Genomic DNA, 25,383 nt, shown 5'->3' on the forward strand with positions numbered 1-25,383 from the left:
AAATCCTTAATAAAAATTGCCGGAACTTGCACCTCTATGCTGCATCCCTATTTTCAGGAAGAGCTGGTGGAGGCCGGCTGCGACGAGGCCGGAAGAGGCTGCCTGGCCGGGCCGGTATTTGCCGCGGCGGTCATTTTGCCAAAAAATTTTCACCACCCCCTGCTCAACGACTCGAAGCTCTTGTCCGAAAAGGACCGCTACGCCCTTCGCCCCATCATTGAACAGGAGGCCGTGGCCTTCGGGGTGGCCAGCCTGTGCAACCGCCAGATCGACGCTGTTAACATATTAAAAGCTTCCTTCCACAGCATGCACCTGGCCATCGAGAAGCTGCTGGTGGTGCCGCAACTACTGCTGATCGACGGCAACCGCTTCCTGCCGTACAAGGATACACCCCACCGCTGCGTGGTCAAGGGCGACAGCACCTATGCCTCCATCGCGGCGGCCAGCATCCTGGCCAAAACCTACCGCGACGACTTCATGAAGGCGCTCCACCACGAGCTGCCCCACTATAAATGGGAAAAAAACAAGGGCTATGGCACCAAAGACCACCAGGAAGCCCTGCGCCAGTACGGTCCTTCACCCTATCACCGGACCTCTTTTCGCCTGGAATATTAATCTGCCGGGCTAAAAAACGGCCGAAAAAACGGTTGGACATAATGAGAATAAGGACCTGAAACTCAATACAGTCAAGGGTTTTAACATACATAAAGGTATTTTGTAATCATAGAATTCCGCCCTATTTGATTCGACAGGGAAATAATCTCCGCCTATTTTTGCTGTAGCAAATGAGCGAAAAGCGGACGAAAAGAAAAAAGTGAAGACAAAAGCTCAGAGCAACCAGAAGCTGTGAATCAGCACAACAGATATTTTTCGAACTCTTTCATATGGCAAGCAATCGTTAGTCGCCCCTTGTTTCTACTCGGGGCTTTTTTTTGCCCCTACCGGTCCCCGGAAAAAACTTTCTTCAAAATGGATTAAACCCATGCAACGCTTTGACGTCCTATCTCCGTCTTTTTCTTGTGTTGTATTTTCTCAGTTTCTGCCGTAGAAATGGTTAAAGGTTACAAAGCGCCGCGTACAGCGGCGCTTTCGTTTTTGGAGACCGGGAGATTATGATCTCCTTAACGCCAGGTTCCGGCGCCCTGCCGGGTCACTACCGGCTCCTCCCCCGTATAGTCAACAATAGTGGAAGGGGTCATGCCCCCGGCGCCGCCATCAATTACCAGGTCCACCAGCTTTCCAAACCGGTCGTGGATCACCTCCGGATCGGTATATTCTTCCACGTATTCGCCCGGAAGGGTGGCGCTCAATATGGGGTTGCCCAGTTCCTGTACAATGCAGCGGGCGATCTTATTGTCGGGGATCCGCAGCCCGATCGTGTCTTTTTTGGTCTTTAAGATCTTGGGCACCTGCTTGCTGGCTTCCAGGATAAAGGTGTACGGGCCGGGCAGGTGCTGCTTCAGGTCGCGGTAGACCGAGGTAGGCAACTGCTTGGTGTATTCGCTCAGGTGGCTCAGGTCGAAGCACACAAACGAAAGGTGGGCTTTGGCGGGGTCCACGCCTTTGATCTGGCAAATGCGTTCGACGGCCTTGTGCTGGTTGATGTCGCAACCCAGGCCGTAGATGGTATCGGTAGGGTAAATGATCACGCCTCCTTTCCGCAACACATCGGCTACCTGCCGGATAAGACGCTGTTGCGGATTGTCGGGATGGATATGAATACGCATAGATCCTGTTTAAAAGTGTAGAAGTTGATTGCTCAATAGCGTTGCCTCACCTGCTGCAAAAATTGGGCAACAGCCCCACGTACAGCCGTACCCGTGGTCATGTGGTTGTTCACCAGCACCGAAAACAGCAGCAGCCTGCCTTTGCGGGTGTACAGGTAGCCGCTCAGCGCCACGATGCCGGATAGAGAACCCGTCTTGGCAAAGAGAGAGCCGCTGTCCTGCAGGAACGCACTGCCCAGCGTTCCTTCGCCGCCGGTAGGAAACAGGGTCTTCAGGCGTGCCATGCCGAATTCCCGCTGCATTTTGTCCAGGATCGTCACCAGGTCGCGGGGTGTAAACAGGTTGTAGCGGCTGAGGCCCGACCCGTCCACCCAGCGCGGCTTTTGCGGCAGGTCGCGGAAGTCGGCCTGCAGCAGCGTGTCGATGGCGCTCTCGCCGTTCATGACGCCCCGCAACCTGTTGCTCACCATCAGCAGCGACTGCTCGGCAAAGAAGTTGTCGCTCTGGTGCATCATGGGGCGCAGCAGGGAATCGGTGGGCCGGGAATGCAGGACCGACCAGGAAGGAATGCCCAGGGTACTGATCTTCGCATCCGCACCAAAATACCGGTAACGGTCCGCTGCCCCTTCATGGCTCACCTTATTTAACAGCCCTAGTTGGGTTTTCAACGTATCGGATAAGATCCAGAGCGCCGTGGAGCTGCCGTTGGTTACAAAAGGCAGCGACAGGTCGCTGAACTCATTCTTTGTTTCCTCGAAGGAAATGGTATTTCCCGAAAGCCCCCGCCGGATCCGGAGGTGCGGTTTCGGGGCCAGCAGGTTTTCTCTTGAAATCAGGTAATAGCGCTCATTCAGCAGCGTATCGAACAGGCGGTCCTGGGTTTTAAAAAGACGCACATAATTAAGCTGGGGGGCAACTGTATCCGTTATCTGCCTATCGGATAAGGGGTTGACCGATACCCGCATGACGTTTCCATAAACGGGCAGGCTGCTTTTCTCGGGCATAAAGCCGGCATCATAATCCTCCCAGGCCCATCCCCTGCCCCACGGCCGGTCCTTCCAGGCCGTATCCAGCACGGCCATGCGGTCCTTATAGCTTTTGGATTGCTGCAACAGGAAATCGAGCACCGGCTGACGGGGAAAATCCCGGTGCATCAGGGTGGGATCGCCGGTGGGCTGCAGCGCCAGGATCACACTGTTGGGATCTCCCGCTTCGGAATAGCCGTATTTTATTCCCGGCAGGCTGTCGCCCAGGTATTTCAGGGCGGCATAGCAGGTGGCGATCTTGACGTTGCTGGCCGGCACGAAGTATTTATCCCCGTCATGATCGTACCAGTACCTGCCCGTTGCCGGCTCGTACAGGGTAATGCCCGTATGGGCGCCCGCCCGGTCCATTTCGGCCAACAGGCCTTTTCGGGCCGACCGCGACAGGGTACGGGAAGGGCCGCAGGAAACAACAGCCAGGACGAGAAAAAGGAGGAAAAAGCAGGATCTCATTCAATTGTTAAATAAAGCTCAAATGTAGCGCACAAAAGTACCCTTCCCGGCACCATTCATCACTTTACCAATGTTTTAAATAAGTGTGTAAATACCTTCGCGCCATCAAACGATTTTATGAAGAACTTTTTCAAAATAGCCTTGCTGGGTTCCTCGGCCCTGGCGCTGGCATCTTTTGTACCTCCCGGCGATAAGAAACCGAAATACATTGACCGCGCCAACATGGACCTGACCGTGAAGCCCGGCGACAACTTCTACCTCTATGCCGACGGCAACTGGCTGAAGAATAACCCTGTTCCCGCTTCCAAAACCCGCTGGGGCACCTTCAACATCCTGGCCGAAGAAAGCACCAAGCGCCTGAAGGCCCTGCTGGCCGAAGCCGCCGCCAAGGCAGCCTCCAATCCCGGCATGCAGCAGATCGGCGACTTTTACACCAGCGGCATGGACAGCGCCCGCATCGAGCAACTGGGCGCCACCCCCATCCAGGCCGACCTCCACCGCATCGACGCCCTGACCTCCCTGGAAGCCCTCCTGGACGAAATTGCGCTGGAACGCACCCAGGGCATCGGCAACGGCATCTTCGCCTTCGGCGTGGCCCAGGACCGTAAAAACGTCACCCAGTACATTCCACACATCTACCAGAGCGGCACCACCCTGCCCGACCGGGATTATTACCTGAAGGGCGATGCCCGCAGCACCACCATCCGCAAGGCCTACGGCGAGCACCTGGAAAAAATGTTCCTCCTGGCCGGCGAAGACGCGGCGGCAGCCCGGCGCAACGCCGATGCGGTCCTGCGCATCGAAACCGCCCTGGCCAAGGTCCAGATGAGCCGCACCGAACTGCGGGATCCCCACAAGACCTACAACAAGTTTTCCATCAAAGATTTTTCGGCCCTCACGCCTACCATGGACTGGACCGGGCTGCTGAAAAAATTAAAGCTGAACGGCGGCGACAGCGTCGTGGTCAACAACCCGTCCTTCTTTAAGTCGGCCGACCTGCTGCTGACCGCCCTGCCCCTGCAGGACTGGAAGGCTTATGTAAAATGGAGCCTGCTGAACGACCTGGCCCCCTACCTGAGCAGTGATTTCGTCAAACAGGACTTTTCCTTTACCCGGGTGCTGACCGGCCAGAAGGAGCAATCACCGCGCTGGCAGCGCATCAGCGGCCTCATCGACCGTCAACTGGGCGACCTGATCGGCCAGCTGTACGTTGCCCGCCATTTCAAGCCCGAAGCCAAGGCCCGCATGCAGGAACTGGTGACCAACCTGCAGACCACCTTTGCCGCCCGCATCCAGCGCCTCGACTGGATGAGCGACGAAACCAAGGCCCGCGCCCTGGAAAAGCTGAACGCCTTTACCAAAAAGATCGGCTACCCCGACAAATGGAAGGACTACGGCGCCATCACCATCCGCAAGGACGACTTCCTCGGCAACATCCGCCGGGCCAACGCCTGGGCGTACGACGACATGGTCAACCGCTTCGGTAAGCCGGTGGACAAATCCCGCTGGAGCATGACCCCGCCCACCATCAACGCTTATTACAGCCCGGTCAATAACGAGATCGTGTTCCCGGCGGGCATCCTGCAATTCCCCTTCTTTGACTTCGGCGCCAGCGATGCCGTGAACTACGGCGGCATCGGTGCCGTGATCGGCCACGAAATGACCCACGGCTTCGACGACAACGGCAGCCAGTACGCCGCCGACGGCAACCTCAAAAACTGGTGGACGCCCGCCGATGCCGCTCAATTCAAGGCCAAAGCCGACAAAGTGGTGGAGCAGTACAATGCGTATACCGTGCAGGATACCCTGCATGTCAATGGCCGCCTGACCCTGGGCGAGAACCTGGCCGACCTGGGCGGACTGAGCATCGCCTACGAAGCCTTCACGCATACCAAGCAATTCAAGGGCGGCAAAAAGATCGACGGCTTTACCCCGGCGCAGCAGTTCTTCCTGAGCTGGGCGCAGGTTTGGCGCACCAACATTACGCCCCAGGCCGAAGCGCAGCTGATCCTGACCGACCCGCACTCCCCGGGCGTACACCGCGCCAACGGCCCGCTCAACAACATCGACGCCTGGTACGAAGCCTTCAACGTGCAGCCCGGCGATAAAATGTACAAAGCGCCCGAGCAACGTATTAAAATCTGGTAAGCCAGCCCCCTCCCGGCCTCCCCCGGTGGGGGAGGCCGGGAGGGGGCTGGCTTACTGCCTTTCGAGCGCCCGCAACCAGCGCTCCGGGATTTCATTGCTGCTGGCCATCAGGTAGTCGCGGTGCGAGCAGGCAATGTATTTCTGGTCGGGCAGCTGCATCCACCAGCGGCCGGTGCGCTTGCTTTGCAAAAACACCGTATCCACTTCCGCAAAGGCGGTATGAAACTCGTTGAACAGGTGGCGCTCGTCGAAAAAGGCTTCCCGCTTGCCGCGGCTGCGGCCGTCGACCAGGTACCACAGCATCTGGCTGATCTGCTTGGCGGTCATGCTGTCGCGGTCACGCTGGGGCTGGTAGCCGTAAATGCCCAGGCTGTGCATCTGGGTGCTCATGCCGATATACTGCATCAGGATGCAGGCCTCCTCGCCCGTAAGGCCGTTGGGTGTAAGGGGGTTGGCCGGCGCGAAGGCGTGGGCCAGGGCCGAAATATCGAAGCTCGCCATGTGGCAGTTGCGCAGCACGGGCTCCATTTCTTCGATATGTTCTTTTACATGCCCTGTACGGAAAAAGTCGAACCGCAGCTTGTCGAGGGTCTCGAGCATCCGGGGGTGCACGAAATAGCTTTGAAAGCCCAGGTGGTTGTAATGCCGCAGGTAGTTGGGCTCGCCGGTCATCATTTCCATGACGAAATTATCGCAGGGCAGCGGCGAGTCGGTATCGATGTCGATCACCGCGTCGATGCCGGCGGCGTCGATGGACGTTTCGTTGTCGGCAAAGGCATAGTACTGCGACAGGGTCAGGTCGTTGGAGCCGCCCAGGACCACGATCATCTTGCCGGCGGCCATCACCTCCTGGATCACCACTTTCAGGGCGGCATGGGTGTCGTACATGCTTTTGCCCGTGCGTACGTTGCCGATATCGATCATGCGGATGTCGTTGTGCCATTGGTAGAGCCGGTAAAATTCCGTGCGGATGGCATCGGCGGCCCTGCTTTCCGCCACCTGGCCGGCACCCCGCTGCTCGTTGCAGCCCACCAGCACCAGGTCGGCCGTTTCAATGGAAGGGAGTTCCTCTTCGTGCACTTCTATGGAATAACCGATCTGGCCGTCCCTGTAGCCCACATCCTCCGAGATCATGTCCTTATTTACAGGTGTCAGAAAATCGATAATCGTATGGTATGACATGCCTGCAAGATAATAGGCAATGGCCAATTAGGGAATTGGTTCATTGGGAATTGGGGTATTAGGACTACTGTTAGGACGCATTTGTTGACCAGAAGCGACTCAGCAGGTTTCGGGTCGAGAAGCCTGAAGGGCTTCAACAAAAGTAGCCCCGGGTGAAACCCGGGGTCAGCAGTAGTTCGTTCCCGCAACCCTGAATTGGGTTGAATGTGGAACCCACAATTTACAACGGGGAACCCTTCCAAAAGGCTATTCGAAGTATTTTCCATAATTGAAAGCTGCTGTAAATCGAACAGGACACATGCAACCCCGTTGGGGTTGTGGCGGTGAACTACTGCTGACCCCGGGTTTCACCCGGGGCTACTTTTGTTGAAGCCCTGCGGGCTTCCCGTTCCGGCAAAAACTAGTCTCTGGACTAAGAAAGAGTGTACTAACGGTATCCCGTATCAAGGAGTGGGGAATTGGTAGATCCGCAGGGAGTCGGGGGTGAGGGCCAGCAGCTTGTTGTGGGAGAGGCGGAAGCGCTGGTAAGGCATGAAGGAAGCCGGAAAGGCGTATTGCGTTTCCAGCAGGTTGGAAAGATTGTAGGAACGCAGGCTGTGGCCGGTGATGCCCCATAGTTGCTGCCCGGCGGGGCGGATACCACTCCAGCCAGCAACCGGCACCTTCCGCTTGAAGGTGCCGTAGCGGTCGAAGAGGTACAGGCCGCGGGCCGTGTCGTAGAGGTACAACAGGTTGTCCTCGTCGATGATCTGCTGCGGCTGGACGGCCTCGCCGAAGAGCGATCGGAAGTCGGGGGTCTCCAGCAACAGCTCGCCCTCTTCGTTTACCTTTTTGAGCTTGCTGTCAAAAGCGTCGAACAGCCAGATGTTGCCGTCGTAGGCCAGGGACATGGCCGAGGCCTGCAGGATGTTGCGGCGGCGCAGGTCCAGGGTGCTGCGGACGGCCAGCAGGCGGTCGAGTACCACGATGGTCGAAAAGTCCTTGTAGTACAGCAATACCTTCAGCGGGTTGGACACATCCAGGGCGGACACCTTGCCGAACTTCCGCACATTGTTGTAAACGGCCATCGAATCGCCCTGGGGACTGTACTTTTTCAGCTGGTCGGAGGCGGTCAGCACGTACAGGTTGCCCAGGTTGTCCAGGGCGGCATCGGCTACAGAGCCGCTGTACGACCGCTCCAGGCGGAACGAACTGTCGTCCTGGGCAATGCCGGCGGCGGCCCCTGCCCAAAAGAGCCATATGGTCAGAAGGTATTTCACCAGTTGCGAATAATCTTTTCTTCTTTGCCGGTATACGATTTCACCTGCATGTCGCTGCCGTCGTAAACCGCATAGGTCTGGTAGCGGATCCAGTCGCCCGTATTGAGGTAGCGGCTGTTGCCATTCAGACGAAAATCGATGGGCAGGTGTCGATGACCGAAGATAAAAAAGTCCACCTTTTTTTCCTGCAGCACCTCTTTGGCGTAGATGATCAGCCATTCCTTGTCCTCGCCCAGGAAGTGTTCTTCGTGCTCGCCGGTGGCCTCGCGGCTTTTGCGGCTGAAGTAATCGGCCAGCCCAATGCCCATATAGGGCGGAAAGGCGCCGAACAGCCATTGGCAGACCGGGTTGCGAAACACCTTCTTCATGGCCTTGTAGCCGTGGTCGCCGGGGCCCAGGCCGTCGCCGTGCCCTACCAGGAACAGGCGGTTGTCGAAGGTAAACTCCTTCGGCTCGAAATAGACCGGTACGTTCAGCTCCTGCTGGAGGTAGTCCTTCATCCACATGTCGTGATTGCCCACGAAAAAGTGGACGGGAATTCCGGCATCGGTGATCTCGGCGATCTTTCCCAGCAGCCGCACATGGCCGCGGGGTACCACGCGGCGGTACTCGTACCAGAAGTCGAACATGTCGCCGACAATAAAAATGGCAAAGGCTTCTTCCTTGATCTCGTCGAGGAAGCGAACGATCAGCTTTTCACGCTCCAGGCTGCGGGGGGCATCGGGAGCACCTAAATGAAAATCGGATAAGAAAAATACTTTTTTACCGGGAGGAACTTGCATCAGATTAAAGAGAATTCAAACAATAAAATCATTCAGGAGAAACGGGAGCTGCCGCCGGGACAGCCTCCTCTTCCACTACCAGGCAGTACACTTCCTTCGGACCGTGCACACCCACCACCAGGGTCTTTTCGATATCAGCGGTGCGGCTGGGACCGCTGGCAAGGGTCACCAGCGACGGGAAGGACGGGTGGTAGCGCTGGCGGACACGCTCCAGGGCTTCCGGGATGTCGTACACCAGCTGGGAGGCCCAGGCCACGCACACATGGATGGGCGCATACACGCTGGGCAGGCGGCCGTTTTGCGCCGAACTCAGCAGGATGCTGCCCGTCCGGGCCACCAGCGCCTCGCAAGTGGTTACCGCCACCTCGCAGGTGGCGATATCCGTATAAACTTTATGTAACTGCAGCTCCTGGCGCAGCGCTTCTTCGGCGCAGTAGACCCGTGACCAGTGGTTCTGGTAACAGAGCCGGGCAAACTGCTGCAACAGCTCCACCCGGTTGAGGCAAAAGATGAACTTTCCCTGCAGGTGGGTAAACTGCTCGGCAAAGGCCACCTCCAGGTCTTCCCGCAGGGGCTGGAACACGGGCTCCCCGCCTTCACTGTCCGGAAAAGGCAATGGCGTTGGATGTTCCAACGCCATGCGTATTTTTTTCAGAATGTTGTCGCGGGCAGATCCACTCATTTCGCGGCAGGTTGCTGATTGATCACATTCGGATCGTAAGGGGGTACCCCTTCGCTGATGCCGCCTTCGTGGTGCTTGTCGTCTTCCACGCCCAGGGGTTTCTTTTCCTCGTAGGGCCGCTTGCCGATCAGGTTTTCCACGTCGCTCTGGAAGAGCACCTCTTTTTCGAGCAGGGCTTCGGCCAGCTTTTCCACTTCACGCTTCTTGTTCAGCAGTAACTGCTTCGTGTGTCCATAAGCCTCTTCAATAATGCGCCGCACTTCTTCGTCAATCAGCTTGGCGGTTTCATCGGAATAAGGCTTGGTAAAGCTCTGGTCCTGCTGCGGATCGTAGAACGAGATGTTGCCCACCTTGTCATTCATGCCGTAGACGGTCACCATGGCATAGGCGATGCGGGTGATCTGCTGCAGGTCGTTCTGGGCGCCGGTGGAGATCTTTCCGAAGAAGATATCCTCGCTGGCCCGTCCGCCCAGGGTCATGCAGATCTGGTCGAACAGCTGGTCCGTGTTATAGAGGTATTGTTCCCTCGGGGTGTACTGCGCATAGCCCAGGGCAGCGGTGCCGCGGGGCACGATGGTTACCTTCAGCAGCGGGTAGGCATGCTCCAGGAACCAGCCGCAGATGGCGTGACCGGCCTCGTGGTAGGCGATGATGCGCTTCTCGTCCGGGGAGATGATCTTGTTTTTCTTTTCCAGGCCGCCAATTACCCGGTCCACCGCATCCTGGAAGTCTTCCATATCCACGGCGGGCTTGTTTTTCCGGGCGGCGATCAGGGCCGCTTCGTTGCAGACGTTGGCGATATCGGCGCCGGCAAAACCGGGGGTTTGCTCGGCCAGCTTATGGATGTCCAGTCGCTCGGATACCTTGATGGGCGACAGGTGCACTTTGAAGATCGCTTCACGGCCTTTCAGGTCGGGCTTGTCGATCGAGATCTGCCTGTCAAAACGACCGGGGCGCAGCAGGGCGGAGTCGAGTACGTCGGGACGGTTGGTAGCCGCCAGCACGATGATGCCGCTTTCGCCGCTGAAGCCGTCCATTTCCACCAGCAGCTGGTTGAGGGTGCTTTCGCGTTCGTCATTGCTCATCATCATGTTCTTTCCACGGGCACGGCCGATGGCGTCGATTTCGTCGATGAAGATGATACAGGGGGCTTTCTCCCGGGCCTGCTTGAACAGGTCGCGTACGCGGCTGGCGCCTACGCCCACAAACAGTTCCACGAAATCGGAACCCGACATGCTGAAGAAGGGAACCTGGGCTTCGCCGGCCATGGCTTTGGCCAGCAGGGTCTTACCGGTACCCGGAGGGCCTACCAGCAGGGCGCCCTTGGGGATCTTACCGCCGAGGGAAGTATATTTCTTCGGATTTTTCAAAAAGTCCACGATCTCCATCACTTCCACCTTGGCTTCGTCCAGCCCGGCTACATCCGCAAAGGTGATGTTGACGCGGGTGCCTTTATCGAACAGGGTGGCGCGGGATTTACCGATGTTGAAGATACCGCCGGGACCGCCGCCGCCGCCGGCGCTGCCGCCCATCTTGCGCATCAGGAGGATCCAGATGGCAATAAAGATGAGTACGGGCAGCAAGGTGCTGAGCAGGGGACTGAACCAGTCACGGTCGTTTTCCACCTTTTCCGCGTTCTTCACTGTAGGGTTATCCGTATAGAACTTGCGCATGTCGTCCTTGAAGGAGTCGCCGGAAACGATGCGGTTCACCAGGTGCGGGCCGGCTTCGTTGCCGGAGATGGCTTTGCCGTAGCGGGCCTGGTACTTGGGAAGCGATTCCTTGGTTAAATAAATGCGGACGAGGTTGCGGTTGGGAACGATGACATACTGGGCTACGTCGCCGGTCTTCAGCATTTCCTGGAACTCCTGCTGGCCCACAGTGGGGGCAGTTGGGGTAAAGGGACTAAAGACCGAAAAGCCGATCAGTACGGCAAAAATGATGGTATAGACCCAATAGATGCTGAAACGGGGCCCTCTGCGGGGTTCGTTATCGTCATTCCCCGACGATCTGTTAGGTGGAAACTTCGGCAATTTCGACTTATTATCCTGTTTATATGGTTCCTGTGACATTGTGCTTTTTACTTGAATGGTGCTAAATAAGATATTTTTCCGAGAAAACGTTCTTTCTCTGCAATTTTTAGGGAAATAACGCACTAGCCGTTATGTTCTTCCAGGACCGCGTCGCTCCACATCTCTTCCAGCTTGTAAAATTTCCGGCTTTCGGGCATCATGACGTGTACGACTACGTTCACGTAATCGATCAATACCCATTGCAAGGCCTGCTTGCCCTCGTGGTGATAGGGGCTCTCCTTGCACAGCTTTCGTACTTCATCCTCTACCTGGTCGGCGATGGCGCGGATCTGGGGTTGGTTGTTGGCTTCACAGACGATAAAAAAGTCGGCTACGGCCTCGTTTATTTTGCGGAGATCCAGCGATACGATCCGTTCTCCTTTTTTGTCCTGGATGGCTTTGATAATGGTTTTCAGAATCTTAGAGTTGCGGGTTAACCGGGCAACGCTCTTCTTCTTTCGGTTGGTCAATACTTCTAATGGTTCCAAATAAAAATATTTAATGATAGAATTATGGTTGTTTCTGTCGGTGCAGCCTGGGCCGCAACGGGAAGGAATTGATTTCGTTTGTTTCTTTGCCCAAATTTATATCTTAAATGGTTCCGGCAAATCCCCTCGGCTCCATCTTTATAGAGCTACACTCAGTGGACAGCACCAACAACTATGCCATGGCACTGGTGCATGAAGGACTGGCACAGCACGGAACAGCCGTGTTTGCCCATGAACAAAGAAAGGGAAAAGGTCAGCGGGGGAAACAGTGGGTTTCCACCCGGAATGAAAATATAACTTTAAGCGTAATTATCACTCCTTTTGCCTTAAATATTAGCAAATTGTTTCTCCTCAGCATGGCGGTAGCCACCGCCGTGCACCGCTTTTTCAGCCGCTATGCCGGCGACGAAACCCGCATCAAATGGCCCAACGACCTGTACTGGCGTGACAGAAAGGCAGGCGGCATCCTGATCGAGAACGTGCTGCAGGGAAGCGAGTGGAAATATGCCATCATCGGCATCGGCCTGAACCTCAACCAGACCGACTTTCCTCCGATGGACCGCAAAGCCGTTTCCCTCAAGCAGATCACCGGCAGCACCCACGACCCGCTTTCCCTGGCCAAAGAACTCCTCGGGGACCTGGAAAGCGCCTTGGACCAGCTCCGCTCCCAGCCCGATACCATTGCCGACCACTACCGCTCCCACCTGTTCAGGCGCTACCAGCCGGTCCGCCTGAAGCAGGGCGAACGGGTGTTCGACGCCAGCATAAAGGACGTCACCGACGACGGCCAGCTCGTCGTACAACACGCTTTAGAAGAACGGTTCGCTGTGGGAGAGATAGAGTGGATTCTTTGAAAGTTTACGGGTTTACGAGTTGGCTTGCGCCCGTAAGGAACTCGTAAACCCGTAAACTCCTCAGAGGATTCTTTTCGAAGTTCCGGTCAGCCGTTTATCGCTGCCGCTGACCGTATCGAGCAGGACGATGCCGGGACGGGTGCCTTTGCGAAAGGCGCCCAGCTCCCCCCAGCCCAGGGCGGAGGCGCCGTTGGAGGTAGCCCATTGCAGCAGGGTTTCAAGGGGAAGGTGGGGAAAATGCTGTTGCAGGGTCGCCACTTCGGCCGCGATGCTCAGTTGTTGGTTGCTGCTGTAGCTGTCGGTGCCCAGCACGATCTCCGCGCCCTGCTCTACCAGCAGCTCCACGGGCGGCAGCTTGTTTTCAATATAGCGATTGGCATTCGGGCACAGGCAATACACCAGGCGCAGGCCGTGCTTTTGCGCATGGGCGCGGGCAAACAGCAGGTCTTCGGTGGTGGTGTAGGTATTGTGTACCAGCAGCAGGGTCTGCCCGCCGGTAATATAAGGCAGGTAGGTTTGCAGGCTGGTCTTGCCGCTGGCGGCAAAAGGCACGTGCTTCAGGCCCAGGGCGGCAAACAGCCGCAGGAAGTCGCCGGTGCCGGTGCGGAACAGCTCGTTCTCCGCCTCCGTTTCCTGGTTGTGGATGGCAATGATGCCGCCGGCCGTGCGGGCGTCGAGGGCGGCATAGGTGGCCATGCTGATGGAATAAGGTGCATGGGGCGTCAGGGAAGCCGTTGCCTCCTGGGCCTGGTAGCTGTCGAGGATGGCCTGGTAGTGCCGGAGCTTTTCGGGCAGGGTGTGGTCGAACAGGTTCAGCACCTCTACCAGGCTGTGCCATTTCAGGGCACTTTGCGCCTTGACGGCCAGGGCATGGTCGGTATTGCAGATATCCACCACCCCGACGGTGCCGGCTTCGGCCATTTCTTTTTCCGCGGCCGCGATCCGCTCCCGGATCACTTCCGGGCGTTGCGCCTCGCGGCGGGTGACGACGCCGATGAGGAAATCGACCAGGCCGGTATGCCGCGGAAGCACGTCCTTCATATGACTGAGCTCGAGGTGGCAGTGGCAGTTGACCAGGCCGGGCGCCAGGATGCCCTGCAGGGGCTCGATGCCGTCGCCGGCCGCTTCCCGGGCGACGCAGTCCAGTACGGTGCCCCCTTCGTCGGTGATGAGCACAGTGTCCTCTTTTAAAAAAGATCGGCCGTCAAAAAGATGTCCGGCTAAAAATTTTCGATATCCCATAAGGCTTAAAATTAGTATTAACGTTCTTATTCGCTGGTCTCTTTGTAATTTTGCCTCCCAATTTTTACAATGCTCGACAAGTTAGAAGCCATAAAAGCCCGTTTTGACGAGATTGGTGTTGCCTTAACCAATCCCGAGATCATTGCCGATAATAAAAAATTCGGCCAGCTAAGTAAGGAATACCGCAGTCTGGAAAAGATTGTAAAGGCGTACGAGGACTACCGGAAGATACTGGATGATGTGGACTTTTACAAGGAGGCTTTAAGCGGCAACGACGAGGAGCTGAGGGAACTGGCCAAACTGGAATTGCCCGGCATCGAAGAATCCAGAGAAAAGCTGGAAAGCAGCATCCGCCAGATGCTGATCCCCAAGGATCCCCAGGACGACAAGAACGCCATTATCGAAATCAGGGCCGGTACCGGTGGCGACGAGGCCAGCCTGTTTGCCGGCGACCTGGTGCGGATGTACCTGCGCTATTGCGAACACAGGGGCTGGAAAACGGCTATCCTCAGCGAGAACGAAGGTGCGGCAGGCGGTTACAAGGAAGCCCAGATCGAGGTGGTGGGCGACGACGTATACGGCACCCTGAAATTTGAAAGCGGGGTTCACCGGGTACAACGTGTGCCGGATACCGAAGCCAGCGGCCGGGTGCATACCAGCGCTGCCACGGTAGCGGTGATGCCCGAAGCCGAGGAAGTGGATTTCGAGCTGAAGGAAAGCGACGTGAAGATGGAAACCGCCCGAAGCGGGGGCGCCGGCGGACAGAACGTAAACAAAGTGGAAACAAAGGTGTTGCTGACCCACTTGCCCACGGGTACCGTGGTGGTGTGCCAGACCGAACGGACGCAGCTGGGCAACCGTGAAAAGGCCATGCAGATGATGCGGACCAAGCTGTACGAAGAGCAGGTGCGTAAGCAGGAAGAAGAAATCTCCCGGCACCGCAAAAGCCTGGTGAGCTCCGGCGACCGCAGCGCCAAAATCCGCACCTACAACTTCCCGCAGGGCCGGGTAACCGACCACCGCATCGGCCTTACCCTGTACAACCTGCAGGAGGTGCTGAACGGCAGCGTACAGGAACTGATCGACGCCCTGCAGTTTGCAGAGAACGCCGAAAAGATGACCCGCCAGAATTAAAAATGGATTAGAAGGGCATAAAGGAAACCCTGAATGTCCCAATAATTACTAATCTTTGACAAGGAAATCATTTCAAGAGTACTATTTTTACTCTGATACAATTGACGAACAACATTGATTACCAATGCGTCACCGGTGATTTCCGGAAAAATTCCAGCTAGTTCTTTTTTTTATTTTCTTTTTGAGCGCGTAGCGAAATTTCTGGCACAGTTTTTTCAGTGTATATGGAAACGAGACAAACGTTTTAAAAGCTCTTAAATAAAAATAATCCCAAAGGTAGTTTTTGACTCCTATAAATATATTGGCAAGATATTTGCTTTATAAATGCATCTTATAAAGCAGTCAATTTTCTCATAAGCAGTTAGTTTTGGTTGCGACCCCTGTTTCTACAGGGGTCTATTTTTTTCTACCCATGCCCGTGCCCTCCGGGCCCCATACACACTCCAGCAAAGCAATCCCACGACTGCGCCCGCCCCATCCGCCACCAGGTCCTCCCCGCTGAACGTACGGAAGGGAATAAACAGGTGCTGCACCACCTCTATCAATAACCCATAGGCCATGGCCACCAGCAGCAACAGGCTACCGGCCCGAAGCGTATAAATGTGCAAGGCACTACTCCATAGGTAAAGCAATCCCCAAAAAATACCCACATGCACAATTTTGTCCACTGGCAGCCCCAACAATAACCGGATTTTCGGCAGGGTCGAGCCCGGAAGTACAAACAGCACCGTAGCGGCCAGCAGCCAGGCGCCGGCCAAAAAAAATCGATAGCGTTTTTCCACTTTGATCAGTTCGGTAAAACAAAAAAGGGCCATAAGGCCCCGCAAATTTGAAAAGCGCCCGGCCGCACCCAAGGGCCGGGCGAAAAAATATTAAGGAAACGGGAAAAGAAAGAACCAGCCCGTCCGCAACCACTTAGGCTACGAGCTCCTCATAGGCCTTGGAGGTCAGCAGCTCTTCCAGGTGGGCGGTGCTTTTTACTTTCATCCGGATCATCCAGCCATCACCGTAAGGATCGCTGTTGATCTTCTCGGGGCTGTCATTCAGACCGGGGTTTACTTCGAGGATGGTACCGCTAACGGGCAGGTACAAGTCGCTGACAGTCTTCACGGCTTCCACGGTGCCAAACACGCTGCCGGCTTCCATTTCCTGTCCCACGGTTTCAATATCCACGTACACGATATCTCCCAGCTCATGCTGGGCAAAATCGGTGATGCCTATTACCGCCTCATCGCCGTCGATGCGAATCCACTCATGATCTTTTGTATACTTAAGCGTTTCAGGAAAATTCATAAGTAATAATTTGTGTTGCAATATTAATGTAAGTTCACTAGTTCCCGGAGCCCTTTCTTCCCTTCCCGGACCTACAAAAAGCCCTGGTTCTGGAAATACAGCAGGATATGGTCCTTAAGGAACGTTTCCTGCTCGAACGGATTGAGTTCGGGCATGGGTTTGAGTTGGCGGAAGTGCGGCCAGCCGTCTTCATCCACGTGCGCCAGCTCGTAATAACCGCTCGAGGAAAGAACTGTGCAGATGGCGATGTGCATCAGGTCCTGCTTTTGTTCCTTGGAGAATTTTTTCCGGATGTCGCCCAGCTCCTGGACGCCGATCAGGAAAAGAACGGACTCCACATCGGGCTTTTTACCAAAGCGTTCCAGCAGCTTTTCTTCCAGCTTCCACCACCGTACTTGCAGATCGTCGCTATTTGTCATGCGACAAAGATAGTTTACGAGTTTACAAGTTTACAAGTTTACGAGTCGCTGGCGCCCGTCAGGAACTTGTAAACTTGTAAACTCGTAAACTTGTAAACTTCTCCTATAACGCACCTGTAAACTGTCGGAGAAAGCGGACGTCGTTTTCACTGAACAGGCGCAGGTCGTTGATCTGGTAGAGCAGCATGGTGATGCGCTCGATACCCATGCCGAAGGCGTAGCCGGTGTACTTATTGGGGTCGATGCCACAGTTTTCCAGCACTTTGGGGTGCACCATGCCGCAACCCAGGATTTCTACCCAGCCGGTATGCTTGCACACGCGGCAGCCGTTGCCGTTGCAGATCAGGCAGCTGATGTCCATTTCGGCGCTGGGCTCGGTAAAGGGGAAATACGAAGGGCGGAAGCGCACCTTCACGTCCTGGCCGAACAGCTCGCGGACAAAGAAGTAAAGGGTTTGTTTCAGGTCGGCGAAGCTTACGTGCTCGTCGATGTAGAGGCCTTCCACCTGGTGGAAGAAGCAGTGGGCGCGGGCCGAGATAGTCTCGTTGCGGTACACGCGGCCAGGGCAGATAATGCGGATCGGCGGCTTGCGCTTTTCCATTTCGCGGGTCTGCACGTTGCTGGTGTGGGTGCGCAGCAGCCAGTCGCCACCACCGCCGGCGGGATGACTAAGGTAGAACGTATCCTGCATGTCGCGGGCCGGGTGGTTTTCCGGCATGTTGAGGGCGGTAAAGTTGTGCCAGTCGTCCTCGATCTCGGGGCCGTCGGCCACGGCAAAGCCCAGGCGGTGGAAAATATCGATGATGCGTTTGCGGACAAGGTTGATGGGGTGGTGCGAGCCTACCGCCAGGCCGTCGCCGGGAAGCGACAGGTCCAGGGCGCTTTCCGCAGCGCCGGAGCTGCCGTTGGCGCTTTCTTTAGCCTGTTCGTATTTGGCTTCAGCAAACTGCTTGAACTCGTTCAGCACCTGGCCGAATTCCTTCTTCCGGTCGGCCGGCACGTTCCTCATTTCCCCGAAAAGGCTTTTTACCAGGCCTTTTGTTCCCAGGTACTTGATCCGGTACTCCTCCAGCTGCGGCGCCGAGGCGATCTCAAACGATTCAATTTCTTTACGGTAAGCGTCAATTTGCTGTAACAGTTCTTCCATGCCGCAAAGATAAGTAAAGAAGCCCCACGGCCTCCGCCTACATAAACAGCTCCACGTAGAACCAGACGAGCATGGAGGCGAACAGCAGGGAGTCGAAGCGGTCGAGGAAACCGCCGTGGCCGGGCATGATCCGGCCGCTGTCCTTGACGCCCGCCATCCGTTTCAGCTTGCTCTCGAACAGGTCGCCGTAGGTGCCGGAAATGCTGGCCAGGGCGGCGATGACGGCCGCATGCACCACGGGCAGGCGCTGGGTGAGGTGGGCCGCCAGGCTCATGATCGCAATGGCCAGCACAATGCCGCCGATGGTGCCCTCCCAGGTTTTCTTGGGCGAGATGGGCGAAAAGGGCGTCCGGCCGATCAGCGAGCCTACCAGGTAAGCGCCCGTGTCGCTCAGCCAGAGCGTAAAGATGATCAGCAGGGGCAGGGTGAGGTTCAGCTGGTAATTGTCTTCCGACCAGTGGTTGCGCAGGTCCACCATGAAGCCGAGGCTCAGGGAAATATACAGGAGGCCGAAAACGGAATAGCCGATATTCTTCAGGAAAAACCGCCGCGACTGGAACAGGATAATGACCGGCAGGATAAAGCATAGCGCCAGCCCCAGCCAGAAGCCCACATGGTTGATGTGCACGCCGCCCACCACCAGTTCGGCATTGGTAAAGTACACCAGTATCAGCCAGCCGGCGAACATAATGCCGTAGCGGTGCGCCGGGATGATGTCGCGGTAATCGGGATCGAAAAGGCCTACCAGCTTCTGGTACTCCCACCAGCAGCCGAAGTGCACCACCGAAAACAAGATAAAGTAGGACCAGCGGTCCCAGAGCAATCCTCCCATCATCACCCCTACGAATACCACCGAGGTCAGTGCCCGCGTTCGAAATGTCTGCCAGTTAAAAGCCATAAGTCGTCAGAAGGTAAAATTGTGCCGGGAAGGGGTGTCGTCGTTCTGGTACACCCGAGCGTAGGTGGTTTGCGATTTCTTTTTCATCAGCCACAAAGCGGCGGCTACGGCCAAGGCGCTGCCCAGGGCAAAAAACACCAGGGTGGATGGGTCGAACAGGGTGGCATCCGATTTCTTCACCAGGTCGGGGTTGCGGTAGGCCAGCACGATAAAAAAGCCGTCGTACACGAAGTGGGCGGCCATGGCGGCCAGCAGGCTGCCGCTGTACCAGTAAATGGCGCCCAGCAGGATGCCCAGGAAAAAGCGGGGCAGAAAGCCGAGGAACTGCATGTGGATGGCGGAAAAGAGAAAGGCGGTGACCAGGATGCCGGCCCAGGGGCTGCGGAAGGCCCGGATGAACAGCCGTTGCAGCACGCCCCGGAACAGCAGCTCCTCGCCGATGCCGGCAAACAGCGCAATGAACACCAGGTTCAGGAGCAGGTCCCTGAGGCTGGGGCGGGTAATCATCACTTCGATCTGCGTCATGGCTTCCTTTTCCTTTGCCTGGATCCAGTCGTGCAGGTCCTTGCCGAAGTCGATGCGGTGGTTGAGCAGGCCCAGGTACTCCACCAGGGGCACGGCCAGGATCATGATGGCGATGCCCAGCACCCAGTAGCTGTTGTGGGTGGGTGGGCGCACGCCCAGGTAGTCCAGGGGCTGCGGATCGGAATAATAGGCGAACAACAGGCAGGGGATCACAAAAAGGCCCAGGAACTGGGCCAGCAGCATGCCCCGGATATAAAACAGCAGGCCGGGATGGCGCACATCCCAGTTCGACACGTCCTGCAGGTCCGTCAGGCTGATGCCCGTAAGGCTACTGAGCACCGTGGCGGCAATGACCGAAATGACCATCATGCAGCCAAACGCCAGTCCCAGGAACACCAGCAACTGGATCCAGACCGGCCTTGTTTTAAGATAAGATTGCATATCTGCTCGGTTTGCGAATTGTATTTTTGCAATTCGGCTGCAAGATAAGCTCCCAGTGAACACCGCTTTTTAAAGCAGGCCGGTTTTCTCCCGTCATGGTAAAAATAGACAACATCCAACTGCCTTCCTTCCCGCTTTTGCTGGCGCCCATGGAAGATGTGAGCGATCCGCCCTTCCGCGCCGTTTGTAAAACCAATGGCGCCGACCTGATGTACACCGAATTCATCAGCAGCGAGGGCCTGATCCGCGACGCCATCAAAAGCCGCCAGAAACTGGACATCTTCGACAGCGAACGCCCCATCGGCATCCAGATCTTCGGCGGCGACGAAGAGGCCATGGCCCTGGCGGCCCGCATCGTGGACGCCACCCAGCCCGACCTGGTGGACATCAACTTCGGCTGCCCGGTAAAAAAAGTGGTGACCAAGGGCGCCGGCGCCGCTGTGCTCAAGGATGTGGACATGATGGTGCGCCTGACCAAGGCGGTGGTCAACGCCACCTCCCTGCCGGTAACGGTCAAAACCCGCCTGGGCTGGGACCACGACAACATCAACATCGGCGAGGTGGCCGAGCGCCTGCAGGACGTGGGCATCAAGGCCCTCTCCATCCATGGCCGCACCCGCTGCCAGCTCTATAAAGGCTTTGCCGACTGGAACCCCATTGCCGCGGTAAAGGAAAATCCCCGCATCCAAATCCCCATTTTCGGCAACGGCGACATCGACTCCCCGCAAAAGGCCGTGGAATACAAGAACCGCTACGGCGTGGACGGCATCATGATCGGCCGGGCCGCTATCGGTTACCCCTGGATCTTTAACGAGATCAAGCATTTCGTGCAAACCGGCGAAGAGCTGCCCCCTCCTACCATCCAGCAACGGGTGGAAGTGATCCGCCAGCACCTGCACCGCTCGGTGGAGTGGAAGGGCCAAAAGCCCGGCATCAACGAAATGCGCCGCCATTATACCAATTACCTCCGGGGCCTGCCCAACATCAAGGAATACCGCCTGAAGCTGGTGACCCTGTCCGAAGTGGCAGAGATCGACGAGGTGCTGAACGAAGTGGAAAAACAATACGACGGCTACGAATTTCCCGCACGGAAGGTGAATATGGAAGCGATGGCGTGCGGATGCGCCGAGTAGTTTACGCGTTTACGAGTTTACGGGTTTACGAGTTGGGTTTGTAGCTGGGGCGTTCTTTGTGGGCGGCACCCACTACAAACCCTTTATTATTTCTGCCATTATCCGGGAAATCTCCTTCGCCTTACTGAAAACCATCAAATGGCCGCCGCCCGCTACGGCGATATCGGGCCGTGCCCAATGCGGGGGCAGCAGCCGGTCGGCCGCACCCGAAATATGCACCAGGTTGGGCGGCACTTGCGTGTTTTCCCAGTTGACCACCGCGTTCACCGACCAGCGCACCGTCGGCAGGTCGGCATCGGCGATCAGGTCTTTAAACAGCTTTTTTTCTTCCGGGGTATGCACGCCGAACAGCCAGTGAAACATCCCGTTGGGGCGCCGGAAAAGGCCGGGAGGCACCAGTTTGTGCAGGCCCAGCCGCCCCGCCAGCCGGAAATAAGGCGGCAGGTGGTTTTTCGTAGCCGCACTGGAAATAAGAATGGTCTGGCGGGGCTGCACGAACCGGTTCAGCTCTACGGCCATCATGCCGCCGAACGACATGCCGATCAGCACAAAGGGCTGCGACGGGTCGATGGCGGCCGACAGGCGCCGCGCATAGGCGCCTATGGGCTCTCCCGGCAGTGGCCGGATCCAGGCAATATGGTGCACGGTGCAGCAGGACGGTACCTCCAGCCGCTGGAAGGCCCGCCGGTCCACCCCCAGGCCGCTGATAAAATAAAGGTTCAGGTGCGGATGCATAGCAGGTGCATTACCGGATCTTCACCGGCACTTCCAGGTTTTCCCAGCGCAAAACAATCCCATCCTTATCTACCAGGTACACCAGCCGCTCGCTGAATGAAGGCGCGGGCCTCGGGCTCACGGTCACCCGCAGGGCATCCTTTTTCTCGTCGTATTTGAAGGCGCCCCACTGCTTGGCTTCCGTGTTGAAAATAATGGTCCACTCCTTTTCCGTGGGCAGCGCGAACAGGGCATACGTGCCGGCCGGCAGCGGATTTCCCTCTACCGCCACCCCTTCGCTGACGGTAATGGTAGTGGCCTCGTTGGCCCCGGCCCGCCATACCTTGCCGTAAGGCACCAGCTCGCCCCAGACCTTGCGCCCTTTTACCGAAGGACTGCTGTAGCGGATCGTTACTTTGGCTTCTCCAAAAGTGCCCGAAACCGAATCAGCCGGGCTGGCAGGTGGCTTGGGCGCAGACTGCGCCCATGCAGCCACCGAACAAAACAATCCCATGAATAATAACATAAAACAGGAAACCACAACCGACTTTTTCATTGAAATTTTTTTAGGTGATCAGTAAATATGTCCGGCCTCAATAATACAAAGATTACGGGATACAAAACCGTTCCTTCTGGTGACGAAACGATTGGATACCGGGGATTCCCGCTATTAGTGCATAATTAGAAGATCATTAAACTTCTTTTACTTCCTGCAGAATCCGGTTTTAATTTAAACTTTTCGCTTATCTTAAAGAAGTAAATTAAACGTCATATGAAACGAACGGCATTTATCCTCATCGTGCTGGCCATCCTTTCGGCTATTGCCGGAATTCTTTTTTCCCACGCTTCCTTGGCAGGCCGAACGGGCATCACCCTGTTTTTCCGGCAATATCATTTTCTAAACGTATGGTGGCAGGCAGCCCTGGCCGTCTTTGCGGTCTGGCTGGCGCTGTGGGGGCTGCACCGCCTGGTGCACCGGCTGCTGGGCGAGAACCTCTCCCGTACCCTGCACGTGGCGGCGCTGATGGCTGCCGGCGCCGGCCTGTATTTCACCTACTACGATTTCCGCCACCACCTGTCGCACCGCCTCCTGGGGGGAAGCTTCCACCTCGGCGGGTATCTTTTCTGGATCGGCTGGATGCTGATCAGCCTTTCCCACCTGTGGCAGAAAAAAAGCCTGCACACCTATTCCACGGCCATAGAATAACCGCTGCGCCGGCACACATAGCGATCTGCCTTATATGTTCGCCTGCTGCGCTCACTAACCCTGCATAGGCATGCCTTGCCGGCACCAAACAAAATTTTCCCGTACCCTCCTCCCTTTTTCTTCTTCCTGCCCTTTGAATCCGCACCATTATTCCGCAACGATCCTTCACCCTTTACCTTAATGTTTCAACACGAAAAAGCCCGGAAGGAAATCGCTAACCGCGATTCCACTTCCGGGCTTTTTTCAATGGACACTACCGCCCCAATTCCCAATTAACCAATTAACGAATTCCTACTTGCCCATTACCCGGTCCCACAGTTCGGGGATGCGTTTGATCCAGATGAATTCTTTCTTTTTGTGCAGGGCGTCTTCGACAGGCGAGCCGAAATATTTTTTGCCGCCCTCGAGGCTGGCCGGCACGCCGCTCTGGGCATATACTTCGGCGCCTTTGCCGATGGTCAGCGTTTTGCTGACGCCCACCTGTCCCCACAGGATCACGTTGTCTTCGATGGTGGTAGCGCCGGCAATACCCACCTGCGCCGCAAACAGGCAGTTTTTGCCCACCACGGTATCGTGGCCGATATGTACCAGGTTATCCATCTTGGTGCCGGCGCCGATGACGGTATCGCCGCTCACGCCCCGGTCGATGGAGCAGTTGGCGCCGATCTCCACGCTGTCTTCGATGACCACGCGGCCACAGCTCAGCATCTTCTTGTAGTGGATGTCCCGGTTGGTTTTTTTATTGTAGTAAAACGCGTCGCTGCCGATGACGGTACCGGCCTGTATGATCACGTTGTCGCCGATGATGCAATGGTCCATGATGACCACGTTGGGATAAATGACGCAGTTGCTGCCGATGCGCACACTGTTGCCAATAACCGCACCCGGCATAATGGTGGTGTCCGCGCCGATCACCGCCGATTCGCTCCGTACCCCCTGCAGCGGCTGGAAGGGACGGAAGTGCTGTACGATCTTCTGGTAGGCTTCAAAGGGCTGCGCTACAAGCAGCAGAGCTTTATGCGGAGGAAAGTCGGTCTTCTGGTTGATGATGATATAGGTAGCGGCCGACCGGATGCAGGTTTGATAGTACTTGGGATGGTCCACAAACACCAGGTCGCCTTCTTCCACTTTATGTATTTCGTTGATGCCGGTAGCAGCGCCCTCGGCTTCGCCGATGACTTCCGCTCCTATCAGTTGTGCTATTTCTGTTAGAGGCACAGGACGTTCAAAGCGCATAAAAAGATTTTGGGCAAAGGTAAGCGGCGCAACAGGTTGTTGCATGAATGACGGCAAAAAGAAAACGCCTGCATGCACGCCCTGAAACCCTTGTTGCCAGAGGCTCTTTACGGCTATGCCGCGGTGCAGGAATGCACCGTCGCGGGCAGGAGCAACAGGTATTTGTACAGATAGAAACGCCATCCACAATCCCTTTCAAAAAAATGTGCATAAAAACTGGTTGATTTTTTTTTAGTTCGCAAAAAATCTTTTTAATATTGTGTCAGGAAATTCTTTTCCTGTACTTACTAACCCATCTACATAATAGCCTCGCGATCGCGGGGCTTTTTTATTTGTCACGATGGGGTGCTTCCCCGACGGGTTTTTAAGTACAATTTCCAATAACTTTACCTTCATCAAAAAGTACATACATGCTGAAATCAATGACGGGATTCGGACGAGCAGAGCAAGTGGTAGGAGACAAGACATTTTTGATCGATATTAAATCGCTGAACGGCAAACAGTTTGAACTCCAGCTGAAAATGCCGGCCTTCCTGAAGCCCTTTGAATTCGAAATTCGCAAGCTGCTGTCGGAACGCCTGGGCCGCGGCTCGGTCGACTGCACCATCAGCCTGAAAGAAACCGGCAGCGCCAAACCGGTTTCCATCAATACCGACCTGGCCCGCGCCTACTACAAGCCGCTGGCCGACCTTTCCGCCGAACTGGGCCTGGATACGTCTTCCATCCTCAGCACCCTCATCAAGCTGCCGGAGGTGATCACCCCTACCAGCGACACGTTAACCGATGAGGAATGGGGCCAGTTCCAGCAGGTGCTCACCGCCGCCACCGACGACCTGAACGCCCACCGCAGGGACGAAGGCCAGTCGCTGCACAACGACCTGCGGCTGCGCATCCAGAACATCCTGAAACAACAGGAAGAGGTCAGCCGCCTGGAGCCCCTGCGCCAGCAGAAGATCCGCGAAGGCATCACCCGCCTGCTGGAAGAAAACGTAGGCAAGGAAAACTACGACGGCAACCGCCTGGAGCAGGAGTTGATCTATTACATCGAAAAGATCGACATCAGCGAAGAACAGGTGCGCCTGAAAAATCACTGCGACTACTTCACTACCGTACTGAACGATGAGGAAGAGGGCAAGGGCAAAAAGCTGTCGTTCATCCTGCAGGAGATCGGCCGCGAAATCAATACCACCGGCGCCAAGGCCTACGATGCTTCCATCCAGCGGTGCGTGGTGCTGATGAAAGACGAGCTGGAAAAAGCCAAGGAACAGGTGCTGAACGTGCTTTAAGGATTGGTAACTTGGTGC

General features: G+C 56.2%; 25 protein-coding genes. 7 read left to right on the forward strand and 18 right to left on the reverse strand.

Annotated elements, in window-relative coordinates; genetic code table 11:
• Positions 1–36 precede the first annotated feature (36 nt).
• Positions 37–615 carry a ribonuclease HII gene (rnhB, locus tag V9K67_RS12275; RefSeq protein ID WP_336722827.1) on the forward strand — a complete coding sequence of 193 codons (579 nt, stop codon included), beginning with the start codon at positions 37–39 and terminating at the stop codon, positions 613–615.
• Between the two features lie 506 nt (positions 616–1,121).
• On the opposite strand, the gene V9K67_RS12280 is transcribed toward rnhB, so the two are convergent.
• Positions 1,122–1,727: an L-threonylcarbamoyladenylate synthase gene (locus V9K67_RS12280; RefSeq protein ID WP_336722829.1), complete on the reverse strand. Its 606-nt coding sequence runs from the start codon at positions 1,725–1,727 to the stop codon at positions 1,122–1,124.
• 32 nt (positions 1,728–1,759) lie between these two features.
• Positions 1,760–3,223: a D-alanyl-D-alanine carboxypeptidase/D-alanyl-D-alanine-endopeptidase gene (locus V9K67_RS12285; protein WP_336722831.1), complete on the reverse strand. Its 1,464-nt coding sequence runs from the start codon at positions 3,221–3,223 to the stop codon at positions 1,760–1,762.
• 117 nt (positions 3,224–3,340) lie between these two features.
• On the opposite strand from V9K67_RS12285, the gene V9K67_RS12290 reads away from it, so the two are divergent.
• Positions 3,341–5,371 (forward strand): M13 family metallopeptidase, encoded by a 2,031-nt coding sequence (locus tag V9K67_RS12290; RefSeq protein ID WP_336722833.1) that lies wholly within the window; start codon positions 3,341–3,343, stop codon positions 5,369–5,371.
• Between the two features lie 51 nt (positions 5,372–5,422).
• Here V9K67_RS12290 and V9K67_RS12295 read toward each other — a convergent pair whose 3' ends face one another.
• The 6 genes from V9K67_RS12295 to rsfS all read right to left on the reverse strand — a co-directional run bounded on the left by V9K67_RS12295 (position 5,423) and on the right by rsfS (position 11,836).
• Positions 5,423–6,553 (reverse strand): formimidoylglutamase, encoded by a 1,131-nt coding sequence (locus V9K67_RS12295; protein WP_336722835.1) that lies wholly within the window; start codon positions 6,551–6,553, stop codon positions 5,423–5,425.
• 443 nt (positions 6,554–6,996) lie between these two features.
• Positions 6,997–7,812 (reverse strand): NHL repeat-containing protein, encoded by an 816-nt coding sequence (locus V9K67_RS12300; RefSeq protein ID WP_336722836.1) that lies wholly within the window; start codon positions 7,810–7,812, stop codon positions 6,997–6,999.
• Positions 7,809–8,594: a UDP-2,3-diacylglucosamine diphosphatase gene (locus tag V9K67_RS12305; RefSeq protein WP_336722838.1), complete on the reverse strand. Its 786-nt coding sequence runs from the start codon at positions 8,592–8,594 to the stop codon at positions 7,809–7,811. The genes V9K67_RS12300 and V9K67_RS12305 overlap by 4 nt, the downstream gene beginning before the upstream one ends.
• A gap of 28 nt (positions 8,595–8,622) precedes the next feature.
• Positions 8,623–9,276 (reverse strand): LutC/YkgG family protein, encoded by a 654-nt coding sequence (locus V9K67_RS12310; protein ID WP_336722840.1) that lies wholly within the window; start codon positions 9,274–9,276, stop codon positions 8,623–8,625.
• Positions 9,273–11,309: an ATP-dependent zinc metalloprotease FtsH gene (gene ftsH, locus V9K67_RS12315; RefSeq protein WP_336722843.1), complete on the reverse strand. Its 2,037-nt coding sequence runs from the start codon at positions 11,307–11,309 to the stop codon at positions 9,273–9,275. Before ftsH ends, V9K67_RS12310 begins: the two co-directional genes overlap by 4 nt.
• Before the next feature lie 122 nt (positions 11,310–11,431).
• On the reverse strand, positions 11,432–11,836 hold the full coding sequence (rsfS, locus tag V9K67_RS12320; RefSeq protein WP_336722846.1) for a ribosome silencing factor: 405 nt from the start codon (positions 11,834–11,836) through the stop codon (positions 11,432–11,434).
• Between the two features lie 107 nt (positions 11,837–11,943).
• Between rsfS and V9K67_RS12325 the strand changes: the two genes are divergently transcribed.
• Positions 11,944–12,690 carry a biotin--[acetyl-CoA-carboxylase] ligase gene (locus V9K67_RS12325; RefSeq protein WP_336722848.1) on the forward strand — a complete coding sequence of 249 codons (747 nt, stop codon included), beginning with the start codon at positions 11,944–11,946 and terminating at the stop codon, positions 12,688–12,690.
• 60 nt (positions 12,691–12,750) lie between these two features.
• On the opposite strand, the gene V9K67_RS12330 is transcribed toward V9K67_RS12325, so the two are convergent.
• On the reverse strand, positions 12,751–13,866 hold the full coding sequence (locus V9K67_RS12330) for an amidohydrolase family protein (RefSeq protein WP_336722850.1): 1,116 nt from the start codon (positions 13,864–13,866) through the stop codon (positions 12,751–12,753).
• Between the two features lie 135 nt (positions 13,867–14,001).
• Here V9K67_RS12330 and prfA point away from each other — a divergent pair, with 135 nt between their 5' ends.
• Positions 14,002–15,066 carry a peptide chain release factor 1 gene (gene prfA, locus V9K67_RS12335; protein WP_336722851.1) on the forward strand — a complete coding sequence of 355 codons (1,065 nt, stop codon included), beginning with the start codon at positions 14,002–14,004 and terminating at the stop codon, positions 15,064–15,066.
• 386 nt (positions 15,067–15,452) lie between these two features.
• Here prfA and V9K67_RS12340 read toward each other — a convergent pair whose 3' ends face one another.
• The 6 genes from V9K67_RS12340 to V9K67_RS12365 all read right to left on the reverse strand — a co-directional run bounded on the left by V9K67_RS12340 (position 15,453) and on the right by V9K67_RS12365 (position 19,789).
• The gene (locus V9K67_RS12340; RefSeq protein WP_336722852.1) at positions 15,453–15,881 is read right to left on the reverse strand and encodes a VanZ family protein; all 429 of its coding nucleotides are present in this window, start codon (positions 15,879–15,881) and stop codon (positions 15,453–15,455) included.
• Positions 15,882–15,981: 100 nt separating this feature from the next.
• Positions 15,982–16,359 (reverse strand): glycine cleavage system protein GcvH, encoded by a 378-nt coding sequence (gene gcvH, locus V9K67_RS12345; RefSeq protein WP_336722853.1) that lies wholly within the window; start codon positions 16,357–16,359, stop codon positions 15,982–15,984.
• 71 nt (positions 16,360–16,430) lie between these two features.
• The gene (locus V9K67_RS12350; RefSeq protein WP_336722855.1) at positions 16,431–16,778 is read right to left on the reverse strand and encodes a hypothetical protein; all 348 of its coding nucleotides are present in this window, start codon (positions 16,776–16,778) and stop codon (positions 16,431–16,433) included.
• A 103-nt stretch (positions 16,779–16,881) separates the two neighbouring features.
• Complete coding sequence (gene pheS, locus V9K67_RS12355) at positions 16,882–17,925, reverse strand: phenylalanine--tRNA ligase subunit alpha (RefSeq protein ID WP_336722856.1); 1,044 nt, start codon at positions 17,923–17,925, stop codon at positions 16,882–16,884.
• A gap of 37 nt (positions 17,926–17,962) precedes the next feature.
• Positions 17,963–18,823, reverse strand: a complete 861-nt coding sequence (locus V9K67_RS12360; protein WP_336722857.1) for a phosphatidate cytidylyltransferase — start codon at positions 18,821–18,823, stop codon at positions 17,963–17,965.
• A gap of 6 nt (positions 18,824–18,829) precedes the next feature.
• Complete coding sequence (locus V9K67_RS12365) at positions 18,830–19,789, reverse strand: CPBP family intramembrane glutamic endopeptidase (RefSeq protein WP_336722859.1); 960 nt, start codon at positions 19,787–19,789, stop codon at positions 18,830–18,832.
• A gap of 95 nt (positions 19,790–19,884) precedes the next feature.
• Between V9K67_RS12365 and dusB the strand changes: the two genes are divergently transcribed.
• Positions 19,885–20,922, forward strand: coding sequence for a tRNA dihydrouridine synthase DusB (gene dusB, locus V9K67_RS12370; RefSeq protein ID WP_336722860.1), 1,038 nt, complete (start codon positions 19,885–19,887; stop codon positions 20,920–20,922).
• A gap of 72 nt (positions 20,923–20,994) precedes the next feature.
• Here the strand turns inward: dusB and V9K67_RS12375 are convergent, their stop codons facing one another.
• Together V9K67_RS12375 and V9K67_RS12380 are read right to left on the reverse strand one after the other, a co-directional pair.
• Positions 20,995–21,657, reverse strand: coding sequence for an alpha/beta fold hydrolase (locus V9K67_RS12375; RefSeq protein ID WP_336722861.1), 663 nt, complete (start codon positions 21,655–21,657; stop codon positions 20,995–20,997).
• Positions 21,658–21,667: 10 nt separating this feature from the next.
• On the reverse strand, positions 21,668–22,192 hold the full coding sequence (locus tag V9K67_RS12380; protein ID WP_336722862.1) for a DUF2911 domain-containing protein: 525 nt from the start codon (positions 22,190–22,192) through the stop codon (positions 21,668–21,670).
• A 216-nt stretch (positions 22,193–22,408) separates the two neighbouring features.
• Between V9K67_RS12380 and V9K67_RS12385 the strand changes: the two genes are divergently transcribed.
• Positions 22,409–22,843 carry a cytochrome d ubiquinol oxidase subunit II gene (locus V9K67_RS12385; RefSeq protein WP_336722864.1) on the forward strand — a complete coding sequence of 145 codons (435 nt, stop codon included), beginning with the start codon at positions 22,409–22,411 and terminating at the stop codon, positions 22,841–22,843.
• A 291-nt stretch (positions 22,844–23,134) separates the two neighbouring features.
• Here the strand turns inward: V9K67_RS12385 and V9K67_RS12390 are convergent, their stop codons facing one another.
• Entirely contained in the window at positions 23,135–24,079 is a 945-nt protein-coding gene (locus V9K67_RS12390; RefSeq protein WP_336722866.1) for a UDP-3-O-(3-hydroxymyristoyl)glucosamine N-acyltransferase, read from the reverse strand.
• Positions 24,080–24,489: 410 nt separating this feature from the next.
• On the opposite strand from V9K67_RS12390, the gene V9K67_RS12395 reads away from it, so the two are divergent.
• Positions 24,490–25,365, forward strand: coding sequence for a YicC/YloC family endoribonuclease (locus V9K67_RS12395; protein WP_336722868.1), 876 nt, complete (start codon positions 24,490–24,492; stop codon positions 25,363–25,365).
• The last annotated feature ends 18 nt before the right edge of the window (positions 25,366–25,383 follow it).

This window comes from Huijunlia imazamoxiresistens, from assembly GCF_037132455.1.
GTDB classification, from domain to species: Bacteria; Bacteroidota; Bacteroidia; order Chitinophagales; family Chitinophagaceae; genus Flavisolibacter; species Flavisolibacter imazamoxiresistens.

Excerpts from the sequence above, each read along its gene's own strand:
- rnhB (WP_336722827.1), top strand. The coding sequence starts at position 37 with ATGCTGCATCCCTATTTTCAGGAAGAGCTGGTGGAGGCCGGCTGCGAC.
- V9K67_RS12280 (WP_336722829.1), bottom strand. The coding sequence starts at position 1,727 with ATGCGTATTCATATCCATCCCGACAATCCGCAACAGCGTCTTATCCGG.
- V9K67_RS12285 (WP_336722831.1), bottom strand. The coding sequence starts at position 3,223 with ATGAGATCCTGCTTTTTCCTCCTTTTTCTCGTCCTGGCTGTTGTTTCC.
- V9K67_RS12290 (WP_336722833.1), top strand. The coding sequence starts at position 3,341 with ATGAAGAACTTTTTCAAAATAGCCTTGCTGGGTTCCTCGGCCCTGGCG.
- V9K67_RS12295 (WP_336722835.1), bottom strand. The coding sequence starts at position 6,553 with ATGTCATACCATACGATTATCGATTTTCTGACACCTGTAAATAAGGAC.
- V9K67_RS12305 (WP_336722838.1), bottom strand. The coding sequence starts at position 8,594 with ATGCAAGTTCCTCCCGGTAAAAAAGTATTTTTCTTATCCGATTTTCAT.
- V9K67_RS12310 (WP_336722840.1), bottom strand. The coding sequence starts at position 9,276 with ATGAGTGGATCTGCCCGCGACAACATTCTGAAAAAAATACGCATGGCG.
- V9K67_RS12325 (WP_336722848.1), top strand. The coding sequence starts at position 11,944 with ATGGTTCCGGCAAATCCCCTCGGCTCCATCTTTATAGAGCTACACTCA.
- prfA (WP_336722851.1), top strand. The coding sequence starts at position 14,002 with ATGCTCGACAAGTTAGAAGCCATAAAAGCCCGTTTTGACGAGATTGGT.
- V9K67_RS12340 (WP_336722852.1), bottom strand. The coding sequence starts at position 15,881 with ATGGCCCTTTTTTGTTTTACCGAACTGATCAAAGTGGAAAAACGCTAT.
- gcvH (WP_336722853.1), bottom strand. The coding sequence starts at position 16,359 with ATGAATTTTCCTGAAACGCTTAAGTATACAAAAGATCATGAGTGGATT.
- V9K67_RS12350 (WP_336722855.1), bottom strand. The coding sequence starts at position 16,778 with ATGACAAATAGCGACGATCTGCAAGTACGGTGGTGGAAGCTGGAAGAA.
- pheS (WP_336722856.1), bottom strand. The coding sequence starts at position 17,925 with ATGGAAGAACTGTTACAGCAAATTGACGCTTACCGTAAAGAAATTGAA.
- V9K67_RS12360 (WP_336722857.1), bottom strand. The coding sequence starts at position 18,823 with ATGGCTTTTAACTGGCAGACATTTCGAACGCGGGCACTGACCTCGGTG.
- V9K67_RS12365 (WP_336722859.1), bottom strand. The coding sequence starts at position 19,789 with ATGCAATCTTATCTTAAAACAAGGCCGGTCTGGATCCAGTTGCTGGTG.
- dusB (WP_336722860.1), top strand. The coding sequence starts at position 19,885 with ATGGTAAAAATAGACAACATCCAACTGCCTTCCTTCCCGCTTTTGCTG.
- V9K67_RS12375 (WP_336722861.1), bottom strand. The coding sequence starts at position 21,657 with ATGCATCCGCACCTGAACCTTTATTTTATCAGCGGCCTGGGGGTGGAC.
- V9K67_RS12380 (WP_336722862.1), bottom strand. The coding sequence starts at position 22,192 with ATGAAAAAGTCGGTTGTGGTTTCCTGTTTTATGTTATTATTCATGGGA.
- V9K67_RS12385 (WP_336722864.1), top strand. The coding sequence starts at position 22,409 with ATGAAACGAACGGCATTTATCCTCATCGTGCTGGCCATCCTTTCGGCT.
- V9K67_RS12390 (WP_336722866.1), bottom strand. The coding sequence starts at position 24,079 with ATGCGCTTTGAACGTCCTGTGCCTCTAACAGAAATAGCACAACTGATA.
- V9K67_RS12395 (WP_336722868.1), top strand. The coding sequence starts at position 24,490 with ATGCTGAAATCAATGACGGGATTCGGACGAGCAGAGCAAGTGGTAGGA.